The 18,737-nt window shown below is 67.4% G+C and carries 21 protein-coding genes and 1 tRNA gene; 11 read left to right on the top strand and 11 right to left on the bottom strand.

Annotation, left to right across the window (positions count from 1 at the left end):
* Positions 1-128: 128 nt before the first annotated feature.
* Entirely contained in the window at positions 129-335 is a 207-nt protein-coding gene (locus tag BEP24_RS12710; protein WP_065963953.1) for a cold-shock protein, read from the bottom strand.
* Positions 336-644: 309 nt separating this feature from the next.
* Here BEP24_RS12710 and BEP24_RS12705 point away from each other — a divergent pair, with 309 nt between their 5' ends.
* Entirely contained in the window at positions 645-1,757 is a 1,113-nt protein-coding gene (locus BEP24_RS12705) for a VanZ family protein (protein ID WP_083230350.1), read from the top strand.
* Positions 1,758-1,762: 5 nt separating this feature from the next.
* Positions 1,763-2,146: an SseB family protein gene (locus BEP24_RS12700; protein ID WP_065963950.1), complete on the top strand. Its 384-nt coding sequence runs from the start codon at positions 1,763-1,765 to the stop codon at positions 2,144-2,146.
* Between the two features lie 66 nt (positions 2,147-2,212).
* Here BEP24_RS12700 and radA read toward each other — a convergent pair whose 3' ends face one another.
* Both radA and BEP24_RS12690 read right to left on the bottom strand, forming a co-directional pair.
* Positions 2,213-3,574: a DNA repair protein RadA gene (gene radA, locus BEP24_RS12695; protein ID WP_065963948.1), complete on the bottom strand. Its 1,362-nt coding sequence runs from the start codon at positions 3,572-3,574 to the stop codon at positions 2,213-2,215.
* Positions 3,575-3,583: 9 nt separating this feature from the next.
* Complete coding sequence (locus BEP24_RS12690; RefSeq protein ID WP_065963947.1) at positions 3,584-4,651, bottom strand: SGNH/GDSL hydrolase family protein; 1,068 nt, start codon at positions 4,649-4,651, stop codon at positions 3,584-3,586.
* Between the two features lie 142 nt (positions 4,652-4,793).
* On the opposite strand from BEP24_RS12690, the gene BEP24_RS12685 reads away from it, so the two are divergent.
* Positions 4,794-4,883 (top strand) — tRNA-Ser (locus tag BEP24_RS12685).
* Positions 4,884-5,036: 153 nt separating this feature from the next.
* Here the strand turns inward: BEP24_RS12685 and BEP24_RS12680 are convergent.
* Positions 5,037-5,294, bottom strand: a complete 258-nt coding sequence (locus BEP24_RS12680; RefSeq protein WP_065963945.1) for a hypothetical protein — start codon at positions 5,292-5,294, stop codon at positions 5,037-5,039.
* A gap of 1,193 nt (positions 5,295-6,487) precedes the next feature.
* Between BEP24_RS12680 and BEP24_RS17640 the strand changes: the two genes are divergently transcribed.
* From BEP24_RS17640 to BEP24_RS17120, 5 genes are all read left to right on the top strand, one after another.
* Positions 6,488-6,631 (top strand): hypothetical protein, encoded by a 144-nt coding sequence (locus BEP24_RS17640; RefSeq protein ID WP_171898811.1) that lies wholly within the window; start codon positions 6,488-6,490, stop codon positions 6,629-6,631.
* A gap of 62 nt (positions 6,632-6,693) precedes the next feature.
* Positions 6,694-7,230, top strand: coding sequence for a hypothetical protein (locus BEP24_RS12675; RefSeq protein ID WP_065963943.1), 537 nt, complete (start codon positions 6,694-6,696; stop codon positions 7,228-7,230).
* A 589-nt stretch (positions 7,231-7,819) separates the two neighbouring features.
* Positions 7,820-8,056, top strand: a complete 237-nt coding sequence (locus BEP24_RS12670; RefSeq protein ID WP_216093142.1) for a hypothetical protein — start codon at positions 7,820-7,822, stop codon at positions 8,054-8,056.
* 52 nt (positions 8,057-8,108) lie between these two features.
* The gene (locus tag BEP24_RS12665) at positions 8,109-8,729 is read left to right on the top strand and encodes a hypothetical protein (RefSeq protein ID WP_139197373.1); all 621 of its coding nucleotides are present in this window, start codon (positions 8,109-8,111) and stop codon (positions 8,727-8,729) included.
* Positions 8,726-8,908, top strand: coding sequence for a hypothetical protein (locus tag BEP24_RS17120; protein WP_139197372.1), 183 nt, complete (start codon positions 8,726-8,728; stop codon positions 8,906-8,908). The genes BEP24_RS12665 and BEP24_RS17120 overlap by 4 nt, the downstream gene beginning before the upstream one ends.
* Before the next feature lie 113 nt (positions 8,909-9,021).
* Here BEP24_RS17120 and BEP24_RS12660 read toward each other — a convergent pair whose 3' ends face one another.
* The 6 genes from BEP24_RS12660 to BEP24_RS12635 all read right to left on the bottom strand — a co-directional run bounded on the left by BEP24_RS12660 (position 9,022) and on the right by BEP24_RS12635 (position 14,927).
* Positions 9,022-9,675, bottom strand: a complete 654-nt coding sequence (locus tag BEP24_RS12660; RefSeq protein WP_065963937.1) for a nuclease-related domain-containing protein — start codon at positions 9,673-9,675, stop codon at positions 9,022-9,024.
* A gap of 820 nt (positions 9,676-10,495) precedes the next feature.
* On the bottom strand, positions 10,496-10,750 hold the full coding sequence (locus tag BEP24_RS12655; protein ID WP_065963932.1) for a hypothetical protein: 255 nt from the start codon (positions 10,748-10,750) through the stop codon (positions 10,496-10,498).
* Between the two features lie 85 nt (positions 10,751-10,835).
* On the bottom strand, positions 10,836-11,492 hold the full coding sequence (locus BEP24_RS12650) for a hypothetical protein (protein ID WP_065963930.1): 657 nt from the start codon (positions 11,490-11,492) through the stop codon (positions 10,836-10,838).
* 639 nt (positions 11,493-12,131) lie between these two features.
* The gene (locus BEP24_RS12645; RefSeq protein WP_065963928.1) at positions 12,132-13,274 is read right to left on the bottom strand and encodes a plasmid recombination protein; all 1,143 of its coding nucleotides are present in this window, start codon (positions 13,272-13,274) and stop codon (positions 12,132-12,134) included.
* A gap of 766 nt (positions 13,275-14,040) precedes the next feature.
* Positions 14,041-14,664, bottom strand: a complete 624-nt coding sequence (locus BEP24_RS12640; RefSeq protein ID WP_290439184.1) for a Rep family protein — start codon at positions 14,662-14,664, stop codon at positions 14,041-14,043.
* A gap of 32 nt (positions 14,665-14,696) precedes the next feature.
* Positions 14,697-14,927, bottom strand: coding sequence for a helix-turn-helix domain-containing protein (locus tag BEP24_RS12635; RefSeq protein WP_051597137.1), 231 nt, complete (start codon positions 14,925-14,927; stop codon positions 14,697-14,699).
* Between the two features lie 224 nt (positions 14,928-15,151).
* Here BEP24_RS12635 and BEP24_RS12630 point away from each other — a divergent pair, with 224 nt between their 5' ends.
* The 3 genes from BEP24_RS12630 (at position 15,152) to BEP24_RS12620 (ending at position 18,465) form a co-directional block, all read left to right on the top strand.
* Positions 15,152-16,333, top strand: coding sequence for a tyrosine-type recombinase/integrase (locus BEP24_RS12630; RefSeq protein ID WP_253181682.1), 1,182 nt, complete (start codon positions 15,152-15,154; stop codon positions 16,331-16,333).
* A gap of 99 nt (positions 16,334-16,432) precedes the next feature.
* Complete coding sequence (locus BEP24_RS12625; protein ID WP_065963924.1) at positions 16,433-17,707, top strand: tyrosine-type recombinase/integrase; 1,275 nt, start codon at positions 16,433-16,435, stop codon at positions 17,705-17,707.
* Positions 17,704-18,465: a hypothetical protein gene (locus BEP24_RS12620; RefSeq protein WP_065963922.1), complete on the top strand. Its 762-nt coding sequence runs from the start codon at positions 17,704-17,706 to the stop codon at positions 18,463-18,465. Before BEP24_RS12625 ends, BEP24_RS12620 begins: the two co-directional genes overlap by 4 nt.
* Before the next feature lie 9 nt (positions 18,466-18,474).
* Here the strand turns inward: BEP24_RS12620 and BEP24_RS12615 are convergent.
* On the bottom strand, positions 18,475-18,737 hold a 263-nt coding region (locus BEP24_RS12615), incomplete at its 5' end, for an integrase core domain-containing protein (RefSeq protein ID WP_141693457.1).

Genomic DNA, 18,737 nt, shown 5'->3' with positions numbered 1-18,737 from the left:
GAACTAGGGCGCGGGGGCGCGGGGGCGCGGGGGCGCGGGCGCGCGACGCTGCGCTCCGGTCGCTCCCCGCAGACGCAGAACGGGCCCGCCGTCCGAAGACGACGAGCCCGTTCGAGCAGATGCGGTGATCAGCCGATGACGGTGATGTTCTCCGCCTGCGGGCCCTTGCGGCCCTCGGTGATCTCGAACTCCACCTTCTGGTTCTCCTCGAGCGACTTGTAGCCGTTGCCACCGATCGCGGAGAAGTGCGCGAAGACGTCGGCGCTGCCGTCGTCCGGAGCGATGAAGCCGAAGCCCTTTTCGTTGTTGAACCACTTGACGGTGCCAGTTGCCATGATGGCGTTTCCTTACTTTCTTGCCAGGCGAGATATCGCTGCCTGTCTTGCGAGGCGGCACGTACTGCCGCCGATCCACCGACGGATGTCGTAGATCGATGCGCCCCGCGGGCATGGGCCGGCGGAACGGGTTCGGGGCCAGGCGACCTGGGAAGGTCAGTGACCGTTGGCGCTCGAAGGTGCAGAGCACCAGAAGAACGATGGACTCCCGCCGGAGCGGTTGAGACCAACCTACAGTGCCGAGTGGCCTCTGCGGGAGTCCTCTGGCGAGATCCGTCCCGAGAATCTGACTTGCGTACCCTGTCCGACGTGGGAAAGGTGCTGCCGGGAGTGATCGCCTTCGTTGCCGGGACGGCCCTCGCGGTCGCCGCGCTCGTACCCTGGGCGGCGCTCGAGTACCGGCGCCACGGAGTCCTCGGGTTCCGGCGTGGCGTGGTCGCGTTCGGGACGCTCGTGTACGCGCTGGCACTCGTGACCTACACCCTCCTGCCGCTCCCCGACGACCCCGCATCCCTGTGCCCGAGCCCGTCCCCGCAGCTCGTGCCGTTCACCTTCCTGCACGACATCGCCCGCGAGGGCGGCATCAGCGGCCCGCGGTCCCTGCTCGCCAACCCCGCCGCGGCACAGGTCCTGCTGAACGTGGTCCTGTTCGTGCCGCTCGGCGCGCTCGTCCGCCACGCGGTCCTGCGGCACCGCTGGTTCGCCGGCCTCCTGGTCGGCGCGGCCGTCGGCTTCGTCGTGTCGCTGCTCGTCGAGACCACCCAGCTCACCGGCGACTGGTTCCTCTACGAGTGCGCCTACCGGCTGTTCGACGTCGACGACCTGCTCGCGAACACCACCGGAGCCGCCCTCGGGACGTTCGCCGCGCCCCTCGTCGCGGTGCTCGCCGGTTCGGACCGCCCGTCCGACGCGTCCGCGCCCAGACCGGTCACGTTCCTCCGGCGTGCGTTCGGCATGCTGGCGGACCTGCTGGCCGTCGTGTTCACGACCGGCCTGCTCTCCTCGGGTGCCGCGATCACACTCGCGCTCCTGGAGGTGGACGAGCGGTCGCTCCTGGCGACCGGCACCGTCACCGCGGCGTCACTCGTCGCGCCCCTCGGCCAGCTCGTGGTCGTGCTGGTCACCGGCAGGACCCTCGGCGAGCACGTCGTCCGGCTCCGACCGACCCCGGTGCCCGACCCCGGCCGCCGACTCGCGAGGTGGGCACTCGGATCCGGCGGCTGGTCGTTCGCCGGCGCCGTGACGTTCCCGTTCTCCGGCCTCGTCGGGACGGCCCTGGCCGTCGCCGCCGTCGTCGGCCTGATCGCGACGCGGGACCGCCGCGGCTTCGCGAACGCCGTCGCGGGCCTCGGGGTCGAGGACGACCGCCTCCCGGCGTCCGGTCCGGCTGTCCACGCGGACCGGCGAGATCTGGTGGACTAGGGGCGATGGCAGACAAGGAACAGCGCTTCCGGAGCGAGCAGCTCGAGGAGGCCCTCGCGAAGCAGGACGTGGCCGCGGTCGCGTTCGCCCTGCGCAACGACATCGTGATCGTCCCCCGTCTCGTCACGGGGAAGAAGGACATGCAGGTCCGGGTGTTCGGCCGTGAGGGGTCGGACAAGCGCATCCTGCTGCTGTTCTCGTCGGCGGACGCCTACACGGCGATGGTGCCCGACGAGAAGATCCGGCAGGTCATGGTCTACGACGCGCCGCGGCTCGAGGAGTTCCTCGCCGCGCACCTCGATTCGCTCGAGGGTGTGTTCTTCGACATCGCGGGGCCGCACACGATGCAGTCGTCGCCCGCCGAGCTGTTGGCCGCGCTGCGCGCGTAGCCGGCCTGGAGGCGCGGCTCGCCTCCGCCCCGTGCGTCCGGCCCGCCACTGCGCGGATCGGGCCGGTCAGAACGCGCGGTCGAGTTCCCGCTCGCGCGCCGACTGGGTGAGCGAGAACGCGACGCGGAGCGCCTCGCGCAGGTGCTCGGAGCCCGCCCCGAGGACCGTCGTGAACCCGAGCCGAGCAGCCTCGCTCGCGCGTTGCTTCGCGCCGTTCGCGGGACGGATCTCGCCGGCGAGGCTGATCTCTCCGATCGCCGCGAGGGTGTGCGGGTACGGGCGGTCACGTGCCGCGCTGGCCAGCGCGAGGGCGATCGCGAGGTCGGCGCCGGGCTCGGTGAGCTTCATGCCGCCGACCGTCGAGACGTAGACGTCGGCGTCGGACAGCTTCAGGCCCGCACGTCGTTCGAGGACGGCGAGCAGCATCGCGACGCGCGAGGCATCGACACCGTTCACGACCCGGCGCGGCTGCGGCGCCGAGCTCGGCACGACGAGGGCCTGCACCTCGACGGGGAGCGCGCGTCGGCCCTCGAGCGCGACGGTCACGCACGTGCCGGACACGGGCGTGCCGTTGCGCGACATGAACAGCCCGCTGGGGTCGGGCACCTCGTGGATGCCGTCGCCGGCCATGTCGAAGCAGCCGACCTCGTCGGTCGGGCCGAAGCGGTTCTTCAACGCCCGGACGAAGCGGAGGGCGGTCTGCCGGTCACCCTCGAAGTGGCACACGACGTCGACGAGGTGTTCGAGCAGTCGGGGCCCGGCGATCGTGCCGTCCTTCGTCACGTGGCCGACGATGAGGACCGGTAGTCCGCGGTCCTTCGCCACCCGGATGAGCGTCGACGCGACCTCGCGGACCTGGGACGTGCCGCCCGCGATCCCGTCCACCGAACTCGACGAGATCGTCTGCACGGAGTCGGCGATCACGAGGTCGGGCTGCACCTGGTCGATCTGACCGAGGATGACGCCGAGGTCGACCTCGCTCGCGAGGTACAGCTGGTCGTGCATGGCGTTCGTGCGCTCGGCGCGGAGTCGCACTTGGTCGACGGACTCCTCGGCGCTGACGTAGAGGACGCGCTTGCCCGTCGCCGCGGCGCGCGAGGCGACCTCGAGCAGGAGGGTCGACTTGCCCACGCCGGGTTCGCCGGAGAGCAGCACGGCCGCGCCGGGGACGATGCCGCCGCCGAGCACGCGGTCGAACTCGCCGATGCCGGTGTTCCAGCGCTGGACCGCGGTGCCGCGCGCCTGGGTGATCGGACGGGCCGTACGGTCACCGGCGACCACGACCGCCGCCGTACCGCGCGAGCTCGCAGCCGCCGCCGTGGTGTCCTCGACGGTGCCCCACGCCTGGCACTCGCCGCAGCGGCCGACCCACTTGATGCTGGTCCACCCGCACTCGGTGCAGCGGTAGAGGGACTGGGTGCGGGCCATGCGACGAGGCTAGGCGTCCCCGCCGACATCACCGGGACGCCGGTCCGTGGTGCTGCCGTCGGCGTCCTCGACGCGGGTCTGTTCGTCGACGTCGGTCTGTTCATCGTCGGTGGGTGCGGGTGCGACACCACCGTGGTGCGGCAGGGGGATCGATCCGGTCATGCGCTGCCGGAACCGTTCGGCACGGGTCGGACGGTCGGCGTGCTCGAGCGCCGCGGCGTGCTCCAACCCCGCCGCGTGCTCGTTGTCCTGGTCCGCGCGGGCGGCGGCGACCGCACCTGCCTCGGCGCCGAGGTCCTCGGCTTCCCGCGCGGAGAGGTAGTGCCGGATCGCTGCCACCGTGTCGACGCGCGCGTCCACCGCCGGCTCGAAGGCGCTCGCCCAGATCTCGTACCCGCGGTCGTTCGGGTGGAACAGGTCCCCGTAGCTGTTGAAGAACGTGCGCCGCAGGCCGACCCGCTTCGTGATCACGTGCAGGGGCGCCACGGTCAACCCGTACTCCGCGGCGACGCGGTGCACGATCTCGTTCGCGACCGCCACCTTGCGCTCCCGGTCCGGCACCCACATGCACGGCAGCTCCGCGACGATGGCGTGCGACGGCACCGCGCCGTAGATCTCCCGGATGTTCCGCTCGAACTTGTCCGGGTGGAAGTCCGCGATGTCGTTCGCGCCGATCGACACGGTGCAGACGTCGGGCGTGTAGTTCCGGAGCTTCGGCAGCTGGTCCCGCTTCGCGCCCCACGTCGTCGACCCGGACACGCTGAGGTTCACGACGCGGACCGACATGCGGGACCGGTGACGGATCCGTCGTGCGAGGAGCCCGACGTAGCCCCGTGCCGGAGCCGTCGCTCCGACTCCCTGGGCGGCGGAGTCACCGATCGCCAGGTAGGTCAGCTGACCCTCGTGCTGCAGCCGCTCGCGCCACCAGTCGGCGTGCACCGGGAGCATGTCGACGACCCGCTGCGAGGCCGCCCGTTGCCCGCGGACGCCCGCCCGCGCACCGAACGCGCCGCCGCCGATGACGACGGCGCCGCCGAGGACCGAGGTGAGCAGTGCGACGAGGGTGCGGTTCTTCATGCCGAGGACGGTACGCGGACCGGCTCGTGCTCGGCCCTGCCGCTGGCGGTCTGTGGAGGAGCGTGCCGACAGCACCACCTGTGGAGGGGAGGCCGAACCGCGGTGGTTCGACGTGCCTCCCGGATCGTGTAAACTCTTTCCCGGTACCGTGTCCGAGCGGCCGAAGGATCATGTCTCGAAAACATGTGTGGGGGCAACTCCACCGTGGGTTCAAATCCCACCGGTACCGCCAGCGCAAAGAGCCCCAGATCACCGTTACGACGGGGATCCGGGGCTCTTTCAATTCGACCTGTCAGCTCCTCCGGTAACCAGGCGGTAACGGACCTTCTCGCAGCAAGTGTGAGCAACCACACTTCGGGCCGCAGCCACCACTGGCGTTAGCCCTTCAAGGTCGATGGTGAGTTGCGCGCAGCTTCTCGATGATGCGAGCCGCTGCTTCGTCACCGGTGACGGTGCCAGCGGCGATCTGCCTGCCGAGCTCACGGGTTTCCTCGTCGGTGACCTGGTGGTCGGCGGCGCCGAGTGCGGCGTCAGCGCGGGTGATCGCGCGCTGGATCTCGGCGTCGGTGCGTGCTGGCGCGGTCTCGCGCCGCTTCGCGGTGCCGGACCCGGTGACGGCCTGCAGGTGGGTTGCCTGGCGCATGGCGGCTCCGTTTCGTACGGGTCCAGTTTACCGGCGGGGCCTGGCGTTCTGAAGGGATTTCGCGGTCTTCGAGCGCCCGAGGGGGGTGCTCCGTTTCGGATAACAGGCACTATCACCGGCGTGAATCGTGACCCTTGAAGTGACATGGAGCTGAGCATGTGAGTGAAGAGTTGGCTGTCGCGCAGGCCGGCCGTCGTGCGACTGCTCGGACCAGTGCCGATCGGCATCCACGGTTGGCCAGTAGGCGATCTCGTCCGTGGCGGGGCGTCCGTATGGCGCAGCCGAGTGAGAATCAAATCGGACGGGGCATCTGCGACGCCGCGGCGCGCGAGAGGGTTGAACTACGCCGCCCGGCCGATCGCGGACCGGCTTACGGCACATGACAGCACCCATAGACAGCGTGCTTCAAGGCGCTGTCGACGGCGGATCAACGCGCAGACCTCGAGCTGAGGGAGTTCAACACCCGTCGCACCGTCGTGTCGAAGGGGGGGGCACCGGGCGCCCCTTCCGAACGCTCCGCCTCGGTCAGCTTTCCCCGTCTTTGAGCCAGCTGATGAGGTCAGACCCACACCCCGAGAGCCCTGCCTTGCTACCGGCAAAGTCAGTGCAGTTTCAGGGCACAGGCCACTCCGACACGCCCGCTGAAGTTCTACACACCCTGTGGAATGCGCAACAGGCCTTGTGGATGGGTCCGGCCAGCAGCTAGTGAATATGCGGGATTCCGGGGTGCGAACACCTGTCCCCCTTGTGGAGAACTCGCGCCGGGAACTACATGGTTGTAACACTTCATCTTGTGGTCAAGGTCAGTGTCGGACCCCAGATGTAGTATTGGCGGTGAAGAGCAAGGCCCCTGGTCGGAGAGTCCGACCGAGGTCGGTCTCCGCAACAGGGGCCCGTGGATTCCGCCAAGAATCACCCACGAGCTTAGCCCGCCGATGACGACGTGACGCACCCGCGTGACTCCTCGCGGCAGGCGCGGAGGTCAGCTGGTCAGGAGACCGCAATGCCCCGTCGGATCACGGTTCGGGTGAAGACCCGCACCTACACCATCACGTGCCCGCACTGCCGACACGCCCATCGGAACATCGCCGCCTACGTCCGCGGAGTCAACGTCCTCTGCGACTCCTGCCGTCGTTCGTTCCGGACGCCGTAGCCCTACATCACGACGACACCTCAGGGAGGAGGTGATCAAGATGGGAAAGCCCTCGACCCGCGTCACGAGCAAGAGCGTGGCGAAGAAGGCATCGGCAGCACTTCGCGACGGCCGGTCATCTGCCCGCACCCGCAGCATCGCGGCCAGCGCCCTGGCGCAGGCAGCAACGAAGCGCTCCAAGTAACGGATGGCGGGCGCACCGATCAGCGGTGCGCCCGCCTCCACCTCGACGAAGGGATAGCCACCATGGCAAACGGCTTCAAAATCGACAAACGCCAACTCGACAAGCTCACCAAGGAGCTGCAGCGAGAGTTCAACAAGCGCCCACTCAAGGTGCCGGTGCAGCCGTCAACGGCAAGTCACCTGCCTGCGACGGCACCGCCAACGGTCATCCACCAGCACGGCCCGGCGGTGACCGTCAACGGAGACGGCGCTCAGCTCGCGTGGGGCAACACCGGCCCCGTCCACCAGACGCAGCATCGCGTTGAAACGATTGCCCCGGGACTCGAGACAGTAGCCCAGCTTCTAGCCACCATCGTCACGAGCAGCGCTGCGTTCCAACTTTCCGCCGAGGACGAGGCGGACCTCAGGACGACGGCAGGAGAGGCGCTTGCAGAGACCACCCTGGCCGAACCCGACGAGGGAAAGCTCAAGAAATCGATCCGCATCATCAGCGGCCTGCTGGCCCCCCTCATCGTGGGCGTTTCGAAGGGGGTGTCCGACGAATCGGCGAACCTCGCGCGGGAAACCATCCAGGCGCTTTCGGACGCCGTGACATCCTAGCGCGACTGCTCATGCCGGTACCAGGAGCGCCCCCGTCGGGGAAAGTCGACGGCGTGGTAGATCGGTGTCGCGTCGTAGTCGTCTCTTAGATATGCCACGGCGCTTCTTCCCGACGGTGCCAGGGTCTGCGCTGGTTGCGCCTGGCGCGCCCTGGGTCAGAGCGACTAGAAAGGAGGACATTAGCCGCTACCTTCGCCGCTGGCGGTCTCACAGCAACCAGCAGACCGGGATCGCCCCCTGCCCTCCCGGCTCATCCCAGCACCCGTGATTCCCTACCGACCGGGGACTAGAGGTGTCATCATCTACACATGGGTAAGGGAGCCAGACTCAAAGCAGAGCGCGCAGCCGCGCCGTTGCCGGCCGAGACACACGAGCCAGCGACGCCACAGAACTGGCCTCGCGGCCACGTCGACGTCGCGATAACCGACCCTCAGGCCGATGAGTGCATCGCGGTCACCGTTCACGGTGTGAAGCACTACCTGCATTCCCCCACTGCTCGTGAGCTAACCAACATGCTCTCGGCTCGGCTCGATGAGTGGAACGAGGATGCGCGCGCCCACGGGGTCCCCGAGGTCTGACAATGGGCATCTTGAACTCCGTCGCAAAAGCGCTAGGCAGTCTCCGCCCCTACAGCGACGACGAATTGGCACTGAAGCGCGAGGCGATACGGCTGCGCCACATCGCCGGCGACGACCGGTACGACGAGCTGCGGCGGTACGACGCAGAGATGGTGCGGCGGTCGAATGAGGCATACGAACGAGAGCACCCCAACCCGCCAGCAACGCGCCACCGCGAGCACGGCTGGTATCTCCCGAACGACGACTGACTCGCGACTTCTACCGCCAGGTGATGACGACAACCTCGGAGAAGCGGTGACGATGAGCGATCAGGCAAGGGTGCCGGCGACAGCGATCGGGTACGTGTTCAGAACCGAACCGGCCGACAAAGCGTGGACCTACATCGGACAGAGCACGCGCCTCGACTCGGCGCACATTGACCGCTACTTCGGCAGCGGCGCCTTCATGACGGAGGTGATCGCTGCGCATGGCACCAGCACGCTGACCAAGACAATCGTCGCGACGGCGGAGTCGCCTCTCGAGTTGCACTACCTCGAGATGCTGCACATCGCTGAGGCCCGAGGGGACGGCGTCCGCGTAGGCAACGGCGACTTCGGCGGCCCGCGACCGTTCCCCAACCTGCAGCAGGCGCTGCGGGAGGTCGCCCCGACCGTGATGCGCGTGGCAGACGACCCGAAGCGGTTCTACGACGCCCTAGTGAAGCACCGTGATCTCGTCGAACAGGCGATCCTCGACTCGTCCAGCGTTCCAGTGGACGCGTTCTACGCCGGGATGGAACGCGATCTGCGCGCCACCGAGGACCTGACGCACCCGTGCCCCGCCTGCGGCTCCGACGTCGGCGAGGTCTGCCGGACGAACTCGAAGTCGCTCACCAAGCCGCGGAACCCCACCAGCAATCACTCGAAGCGGCCGCGCTCATGACGACGTACACACCACGAGAGCTGGCAGCTGAGCTCGGTTACACGAACGAGTCCCGGCCGGGGCAAGTCGTGCGGGCGTACCTGCGCGCGAAGTACCCGGAACACCCGAAGCACGAGCGCTGGGAGCTCGACGAAGCACAAGCTGACGACGTGCGTGCGAACGTGCCTCGCGCGTCCTGACCGGGCGGCAAGCGGCGCAGAGCCGCGTGCTCCGCCTCGCTATTGTCACTTAGCAGCGGTAAGTGACAATAGCGGCGGCGTTGTCGCCATCTCGGCCCGGCTCAGCGCAGAACTCAGGCGGGCGGGAAGTGCGCGGCGATCGCAGCAGCGACCGCGGTCGCGTCGACCGCCCCCTCGAGCGCGGTGAGCTGCGTCGAGAGCCGCCTCGGCCAGCAGACGTCGATGCCTCGCACGGTGAACGAGCCGCCGAAGAGCGGCCAATCCGCATCGACGAAGCAGAGCGCGCCGTGCACGCTGACCGGACCGACGACGTCCTGCACGAGCGCGACCTGACGGAGCACACCGTCGACGAGCTTCGTGCGATCCCCGCCGATGACGAGCTTCTCGGTGCGGGGCCTGAAGAGCCCGCCTTCGACCTGCAGGCGGGGCCGCTTGTTCCGGTACCGCTTCGCGTCGATGACCCAGACGCCGGAGCGGGTGATGACGATGTGGTCGATGTTCGCGCGGGACCGGGGGATGCGGCGGTCGTGGAGCACGACGACGTGCTCGTTGGCGATCGCGTCGAGGGCCCGCCCGACCTCGGCCTCGCCGGCTGCGCCGGACTTCCACGCAACGGTACTCTGTCGCTCGCCCGAGAGCGCGACGGCGATCGTGCCGATGGTGCCGTCGCCCCACGTCTCGCGGATTTTCGCCTCGTCGCTCGCCCGCCGGCGGTCGTACTCGCGCTGAGCGGAGGCGCCGGCGCCGGTGGTGTCGTTCGTCCCCATGGCTTCCATCCAGTCAGATCGACAGCGCGCGTCGCCAGCCCCAGTGCGAGGCGCGGGTGCTGGCCGCGTACCGGTTGTACCGGTACCGGAACGGGTTGCATTGTTTGGCCGCCTGCGTGCGAAGAAAAAGAACGTGCACGCTGGTGCACTGGCGGTTCGGCATCCCGATGGAGCCGCCGCGCGGGCGCCCCTCAAGAACTTGAGTGTCGTCGCGAGATTGTGCACGAGTTTCGGGCCGAGGATCGCTGCTGCCGCGGAGTACCAGGCATCGCGCTGGCCCCTTGACGTGCACGATCTCGCGACAGGTTCGTGCGCGGGTGTGTACTCACGCGTCGTGGCGGCTCGATCGAGCGACGACGTCGCAAACCCCCGCGCCTTCGCACCTCATCCTCATCGCGCCGGACACATGTGCGCGTCTCACGGTCCCTCTGTGTCCGCTCGCTCAAGCTGACGCAGCATCCGCGCAAACCTTCCCTTGACGTTGAGGCTTCGCGTCACTCCTGTTCTCCACGCGAACAGGTCGTGCTTGCGCCATTCGCGCATCACGTGGAGCCGAAAATCGCTCCTAGCGAGGTAGTGGTCCCGCGAGCTCACGCCTTCCGGGCGCCGTGACGGAACTCCGTCCGCTTCCGGAAGAAGGTGATTGAACACTTCGTTGAACGTCGGGCCACGACCAAATCGCTTCCTGTGCTCATCGATGAAGAGTGCCGCGGCACGCGCCCACTCCTGCGAACGATCGGGAGCGAGTAGGTCCTCGATCACGTAGGACCAGCTCGCTGGAGGCGGCGTGTCTTGACTTGGCCACCATGCCACGCGATCCTCAGGCATCGTCGACCTCGAGACCTGCAAGCTTCAGCGCGGAACCGTACGCCTCGATCTGCGCGGCGGAGACGAGTTCCACCCACCCAAGGATGTCGTCCTGCTCCTGACGGCTCAGATCCTCCCAGGTCCTGTGACCGAACCATGACACCTCGCTCAGTCGCGCGACCGCGACCCGAGCGGTCTCCCGATTCAGGATCTGCCGGAATGCGGCTGCTCGGTTTCTCCAGTCGGAACTCGCGTCAGGCTCGTTCATGAGGCGCCTCCGGTCCGCGAGTGGGAGCGGTGAGGGGCTGAGACGTGTGCGGCTTGGACGGCCGTTGCTGCGATGCCCCTCGCCTTCATCGGTGCAGTCCCGCGTCGATGCGATCGAGTACCTCAGAGGGATCGCCACCGTCCTCGAGCCAGGCCGCGGGCGTCTTCATGCCCTCGTCGAAGAGGTCCTCCTGACGCGTCGTGAAGAAGCGCCCGATCGTGAGCGGCCGCCATCGGTTGAGAAGTGCAGGCATCAGTTCGGCGAGGTGCGGTAGGAGATGCCCGACGGGTCGAGTCGTGAACTGCCAAGTCGGGATCCGTTGTTCGCTGCCGAGCTCGACTATCAGAAGCTCGTTTCGATCCGCGGCCCGGAGGAGCTCCTGCGGAGTCCTGTGTAGGAGCCTGGATGCCGCGTCCAGCGACACCGTCTCCCAAGCGCTTGCGAGCCAGCCGGCTGCTTGCAGGAGCTGGAGCGAATCCTGCGCAAGCCGGTCTTCAGCGGCAGCCACGTCCTCGGCTGTCATCGCCCCGGTGTCGACGAGCGCCTTGGCGTGCGCTGACTGGTCCGATCTGGGCGGGACTGGCGGCATGCTGCGGATCACGGTTGCGAGGCCGCGGACGAGGTAGTCGCCCTCGGCACGAAGCGCTCGGATCGCGGTCAGGAGCTCGTTCTCAGCTTCGCTGTTGGTGGCCGGCTGGGGCGATAGCCTCTGTGCTGCGAAGGGATCTCTGGCGGTACTCATCGCCGCACGTTAGGCAGAACCGCTCGATGCTCGGCGGGTGCCGAGGTAATATCCGTTAGGTAATGCTCGTTTACGTGCCAATCTAGGTACGGATATTTCACAGGCTTCGGGCGTGTCGGGTTGCCTGGACCACGGACGCCTCTCACAGCCGCCACCCGCGCTGTTTCGCCTCGACGCCGAGCACCCTCAGGCGGCCCCTGGCGGACGATGGGTCTGACGCGGCTTCTTCCACTCGCTCGGCGTCATTAACGTCCTCTCGACTGGCGGCGGCACTTCACCAGACTCCCGGGTCCGTCGCGAGCGTGTGGGGAGAGGAGGCTCTCTCTGTCGGCTCGATCACGCCTGGCGAACCGCATGCTCTGAGTTGATCGCGCACGAAGCTGCGACCAGAACCTTTTGAGTGATATCTGGCCGGATGGTGGCCGAAGTGTGGCCATAAAACGGTCCCAAAGCGGTCACAGAAAACCAATTCCCGCCCCAAACGGCGTCAGGAGCGCCCCAGGGGTTGGCTGTCCTGGAACCGACCGAACTAGGGTCCCCATCCGGGCATAAAGTGGTCAGAGACCGGTCCCCCGGTGCCCAGATCACCAGAATGTATGCAGCTGGCCTACAACTGACCGGAGTGTGACCGGATATTGGTCAGAAATCGGCCTCAGATTGCGCCGCGGTCGTCGTCTCGGGAGCCCCGTCCATCAGTCGCTGCACCTCTGCGCGAGCGGCCCGCCTGCGAGCCATGTCTGACTCGAACACGTGGCGCAGCGGCTGGCCATTGCTCTTTCGCCTGTCAAGCCAGGCCTCGAACTCCGGCGGCACGTGCAGCAGCCGCTCATTGATGGCGCGCAGCTGGTCACGCTCCCGTTCTGCTTCCTGTCGGGCACGCTGCGTGGCCACCTGGACCGCTACAGCGGCGCGACGTGCTGCTGTGGCCGTCTCTTGCACTCGATGAGCCTCCTGAAGAGCAGCCGCGAGTTCGGTCTCACGGACACCGATGCTCGCTTCTCGCCGATCCAGGTTCGTCGATCGGTTCTTGAGGCTGATACGCATGGTCTCGTAGGTGGCCTTTTCTGCCGCGGCGTCTGCGGCTGCGTCGCGCAGCCGGTCGGCCTTTGCCTGAAATTCGCTACTACTGAGGTGTTCGCGGGATCGCTCGGTGACGCGCGTCTCCACGTCGTAGCCGGCCGCCGCCATGTGCTCGCGGAGGACCTTGTGCTGGCGGCGGAGGTCGCTCGGACTCTTGAAGAAGTCCTTCTGGGACAGGCGCCCGTCAGGCGTGACGGGCGTGACGAGTACCTGCAGCTGCGGGCTGTACTCGTCGAGGTGCAGCGAGAATCCCAGCACGTTCTCGAGCCCGAACTCATCAATCGCCCAGTCGAACGAGGCACCCATGTAGTCGACAGCCGCCTTGTTGGGACCATGCGTGCGCCACGTCGGGTTGAAATCGTCGAACCACTTCGGGTCGAGCTGCAGGATGAGCCCTCGGAGGAGAACGGCGTCCTTGCGGAGTGGGCGCTTGACGGTCGCGAGACGTTTGCCGAGGTACGTGTGGAACTCGTGAGACGGCGGCCGACCATCGATCGAGACGAGTTGGCGGAACCCGCCCGCCCCGTCGTTGATCAGCGTGCGGTTGTTCTGCGTCCGTTCCGGCACGATGTTCTTATTCGTCTGCGGGAAGTGGAAGCCGGCCTGCTGATCCGCCTCACGAGCGATGTGGCGGAAAAACCGCTGCGCGTGCCCTCCGCGTCCCACCTTGTGGGACGCATCGAACGTCATCGTGTAGCTCATGCTTCGCCACCCTCGACGCTGATCGAGGGGCGCACCGACTTCGTCGTCGCACCCCTCGATGCCTTCGGCGACTCTCCCGAGGGGCTTCTCCTGCCGCGACTCCCACCACCACCCCCGAGCACCTTCGGGAGGGTGGCGGTCTCCTTCGCGGCAGAAGAAGGTGTAGCCCCATACACTTTGGCGTCGCTTCGCTCGCCAAAGTCCTTGGGGCCCTGCGGGGCACCGACGCGCGACGCGCGTCGAGAGCAGCCACGAGGCTGCTCTACCGACCCGACTCGCTGGTCGCTCCTCGGGCAAGTGGCCGTGTCACGCTCCGCGGCTTCTTGTCGGCCACGCGAAGGCACAGCCTTCGCCGGGAACACGTAAGTGCGGAGCGCGCTCCTCCTGTTCTCCAGAGGAGACCGCGTGGCAACGGTGTTGGAACCTCGATCACTGCGAACTCGTTGGGTGCGGCACGAGCCGCGCACGACGCCGACGCCATCGATAGGCGCCATTACGAGGTCGAAGGGGGAGGTGCCCCAAGCGCGCGGGCTCGCTGTCCACCACCGTTCCACAGCCTTTGGCTGTTCCTGCACGGTGGCACAGAGGCACGGAGAGACATCGGCGGACGCGAACGAGTTGCACCCGCAGGCGAGAGCCGCAACCCGCTCAGCAGGGCGGATCGCTGGCTCGAGGGCTGAGCCTCCAGCTGGCGAATCATTTCGGAAATCATTTCCGCAATCATTCGTTGAGGAGGCAGGAACAACGCGTGGCTCGACGGTGCCCGTCACAGCACGCCTCGCGTCCGCTGCCGGCGTTCCGCCACTCGAGCGGCGCGCAGCTCGGGCGTCGCGTACTCCCGCAGCGCCGATTCGTCGAGTCGCTCGAACTCCAGGTGGTGGCGCACGAAGAGTTGCGGATACTCGTCGAAGATGCTGCGCGCGCTGCGTTCGCCCCTTAGCACCGCCACTCGGAGTCGATCGAGAAGCGGTGGGATGTGGCCCTCATGAGCACGCAGGGCATCGACTTCCGCTCGCCAGTCGTAGCCGGGGGAGGCGAACACCTCGCCGTCGGCGTAGAGGTGCTTGCCCTTTGCCTGCTCAGTCGGAGACTCGTGCGTCAGGTAGCGCACAGCGCGGGCGAAGGAGTGAGGGTCTCCGCGTTGGCCAACTACCGGGCGGACGAGCTCGGTCGGAACCTGCAACATGTTGGCGACGGTCGCGTAGCTGCGGGCATCCCTGAGCGCGAAGATGACGTGCACATGCTTGCGGACACCCTGATCCTTGTCATGCACGATGCCCGCGTAGCGCTCCACGTTCGGCCGATCAAGCCCGTGAACGACGGCATCACGCGTTAGCGTCTGGGACACGACCCGGAAGCGGCGAGTGCGCTGTCCGCCGCGACGACCCATCGTAGGAGGACTAATGGGAGTCTCGCCAGCGCTCATCGGCGCCCCTCCTCGGAGGTGCTGCCGAACTCCTGGGACAGAAGCCACGCATCGACCGCCTCAGGGCGATAACGAACGGACTTCCCAAGGCGGATGAAGGCTGGGCCGGTGCCGGTGATGCGCTTCTCGCTCAGAGTGCGCTGCGACAAGCCAAGACGCTCAGACAGGGTCGCCGGCGTGATCAGGGCATCGAGGAGTGGGGTGCTAACTGCAGAGGTGACGGGCATGGAGGGTCCTAGAGGACCCTCGGATCGCGCTAGCTCTATCCCCGAGGAGGGTGGTCCGACGGTGATCTGTCGGTGGGAGGTCCTTCTCCCTGCGGCGCTCACTTCCCCGACTGTCACTTACATCGGTAACGGTGCTTGCTTCGCCGCGTTCGTCAATCGCGGAGTTCAGTTTACACGTTTGTGCACGTTCTTGCGGCCGCATTCGGAATCCGCCAAGATCCTCGATGCAGAGCTTCGGTAGTGACAAGGAACTGATGGGCAGCGTCTACAAGTACGACACAAAGCAGGGCTCGCGCTTCGAAGCTCGGTATCGCCGACCGGACGGCAAGACTGCCCGGAAGGGCGGGTTCAGGCTCAAGCGCGATGCCGAAAACTACCTCACCACTGTGGAGGCCGCGAAGCTCGATGGGTCGTATATCGCTCCCAGCGACAGTCGCCTCACCTTGGGAGTCCTCGGATCGGACTGGATCGCGTCTCATCGAGCGTGGGTCAAGCCATCGACCTTCCACTCGGACGAGTCCGCGTGGCGAGTACACGTCGAGCCGAAGTGGGGCGCTCGAGCACTCGGGTCTATCCGGCATACCGAGGTCCAAGCGTGGATCAGCGAGATCGCGGAGACGCGAAGCGCGACGACTGTCGCTCGTGCGCATGGCGTGCTTGCCGCAATCATCGATGGAGCGGTGAAGGACAAGCGACTGACCTCGAACCCCGCGCGCGACATCAAGCTCCCACGCAAGACGAAGGGTCGGTGTGCGTACCTCACCCACGAGCAGGTCGAGCGCCTTGCCGTCGCGTCCAAGTACCCGGACCTCGTGCGGTTCCTCGCCTACACCGGACTGCGATGGGGCGAGGCGACCGGGCTTCGCGTCCGGCACGTCGACCGGGCTGCCCGGCGAGTGAACGTCGAGGAGAACGCGGTCAGCGTTAACGGGACGGTGATCGTCGGAACCCCGAAGACTCACGAGCGCCGCTCGGTCGTCTACCCGGCGTTCCTCGACAAAGCGCTCGAGGCCGCATGCGGGGGGAAGTCCGCTGACGACCTCCTCTGGGGGGCAGGGCTCGAGCACTTGCGACCGGGTGACTCTCGCAAGGGCTGGTTCGTTGGCGCGGTGAGCCGAGTGCGAGATGCAGACCAAGAAGCTGCGGCCGAGGCGCGTAGCCGTGGCCGCGAGGTGCCGCCGATGATGCCGGTCGTGACACCGCACGATCTGCGGCACACGGCTGCATCGCTTGCAATCAGCGCAGGGGCAAATGTCAAGGCCGTACAGCGCATGCTCGGCCACTCGTCTGCGGCGATGACGCTCGACCGGTACGCAGACCTCTTCGAGGACGATCTGGACTCCGTGGCTAATGCGCTCGATGCCGCACGAAACGCCCGCTTGCTGAAAGAAACTCCGCGTACCTAAACGCCGACGACACTTCCAAATCTCGGTTCCGAGAATGACTATTATCGGAACTGATCCGACCGGCGTGCACAGTGTCGCCGCTGGCAGGAATGAGGGCACGTGGACGACGTGAGCGAGACGGACGGGGCGAGCATCGACGTGAGCTCGCAGGGCGTTCGCGCTGTCGATCGTGGTGCTTCTGCTGCGGAGCGTGCCGCGGCGGAGCGGTCCCGGACGGCGTTTGCGCGGCTCCGCGCCGTAGCGGGGGAGGGACGCTCGACCGGCTCGGGTGCCGTGATGGTGCCGGCGGACGCGTCGCCGCGGGTGTTTGCCGAAGCGTCCCTGTCGCCGAACACGATCCGGGCGTACCTGTCGGACCTGCGGCAGTTCGCTCGGTGGCGTGCCGGGTTCCTGGATCACGAGATCTCCGAACCGGACGAGCTCGAGCAGATCATCACCGCGCCGGTCGACCCGACCGAGGTTGCCGCGTTTCTCGCGGACAAGGCCAACGCCGCCCTGCCCGATGGCGGCCAGCGGTACGCGCCGGCGACAATCAGTCGCTACGTCGCCGCGATCGACTGGGAGCACGCCCGCCGCGGCCACACCCCACCCGGCTCCACGCCGATCGTCCGCGACGTCCTGAAAGGCATCCGCCGCACCCGGTCCGTGCCGGTGCGACGTGCGAAGCCGATGACGTTGAAGGCGCTGCAGACCACGCTGCTGAAGATCGACGTCGCCGACCTGCAGACCGGCGCGCTCGGAACCCGCGACCAGGCGTTGCTGCTGTTCGGGTTCGTCGGCGCGTTCCGCGAGTCCGAACTCACCGCCCTCACCGTCGCCGATCTCCGCCTCGTCGACGGCGAGGGCGTCTATGCCCGCGTGCGGAAGTCGAAGACGGACCAGGATGGCGTCGGCCGGATCAAGGTGCTGCAGCAGGGCGCGAACCCGGTCACCTGCGCCCCCTGCGCGTACGTGCGACTGTCCCGGCTGATGGCTGCGCAGGATGCCCGCGGGGAAGCGGGCCTCTTCGCCGCGCTCACTGGTGCGAGTCTCGCCGTGCACGTCTGCACGGATGGGCTCGGCGCGGATCGGTTGCCAGCGTCGATGCCGTTCTTCCGCGCTGTGTCGAAGTGGGGCCTGTTCCGCACCACCGGCATCAGCCCCACAACGGTCGGGAAGGCCGTCGCCCGCCGCGCGCACGTCGCGGGGCTTGGGGAGGACGGCTGGTCCGGGCACTCTCTCCGTGCTGGGTTTGTCACCGAAGCGCGCAACGCCGGCGCGACGGACGTGGAGATCATGAACCAGACCCACCACACCAACGCCGCCACCTTGCAGATCTACGACCGCGAGTACGCGCCCCTGGTCCGCAACGCCGTCACCCGGATGCGCTTGTGACCCCCCAAACTTCCCCCAAACTCGGCCCCAAACTCCGGCCCGACAGCGAGGCTCTGCTCGAGGCGCACTGGGCTCGGTTCGTCGCCTGGTGCGAGGCGACAGGTCACGCGTCGCTCCCGGCGACGGCAGCCACGATCGGACAGTTCCTGACGCTGTTCCCCGGCAGCGCGTCGACGCAGCGGCTGCGCCGGCGCGCGATCCGCGCACACCACCTCGCAGCAGGCTTCCCGGACCCGATACCCACTGTGGAGGCCCGGGTGTGGCCGCGACCAGAAGCCCCCGGCCAGACGATCGTGGGCGAGGTACTCGCGGCGATCCCGAAGTACCGGTACCCGATCGGGCTCCGCGGCCGCCGCGACGCCTTCCTCATCGTCCTCCTCGGGGTCCTCCACCTGACCCGCGAACAAACCCGCACCATCACCCCAGACGACGTTGCGGTGACGAGCATCATCCGGATCCGCGGCCACGTTGTGCCCTCATCCGATGACCCGGTGTCTTGTGCTGCGTGTGCGGTGACCCGGTGGCTGCGCATCGCCGGACCCGTCTGGACCGGATTCCGCGGCGACGTCATCCGCGTGCTCGACCCGACGAAAGGGAACCTCGACCAGCACGACTGTGCACAGCCGGTACCGGGGGAGTGGCGACGGGCGGAGCAGCTGCTGTTGTCGTTAGACGTCCATGGATGGGCGCGCACCGGGGTGAGTCTGTCAGGTCGGTCGATGACGAGCATCATCCGGGACTGCTGCAGGTTTGGTTGACTCGTTCGTTTAGGCCGCGAGTGCGACCTGTGGGTTGATGATCGTCTCGTACTCGATTGGGGTCAACTTCCCAAGACCGCGTTGGCGTCGTTTCCGGTGGTAGGTCGCTTCGATCCAAGTGATGATCGCCAGCCGGAGCTCTTCCCGGGTCGTCCATCGTTTCCGGTTGAGGACGTTCTTCTGCAGCAGGGCGAAGAACGATTCCATCGCAGCGTTGTCCGCGCAGGCGCCGACTCTGCCCATCGATCCGAGGAGCCCTGCATCGCAGAGGG

It is taken from the genome of Curtobacterium sp. UCD-KPL2560, assembly GCF_001705035.1.
Taxonomy (GTDB): Bacteria; Actinomycetota; Actinomycetes; order Actinomycetales; family Microbacteriaceae; genus Curtobacterium.
This window is presented reverse-complemented; position numbering and strand designations above follow the sequence as displayed.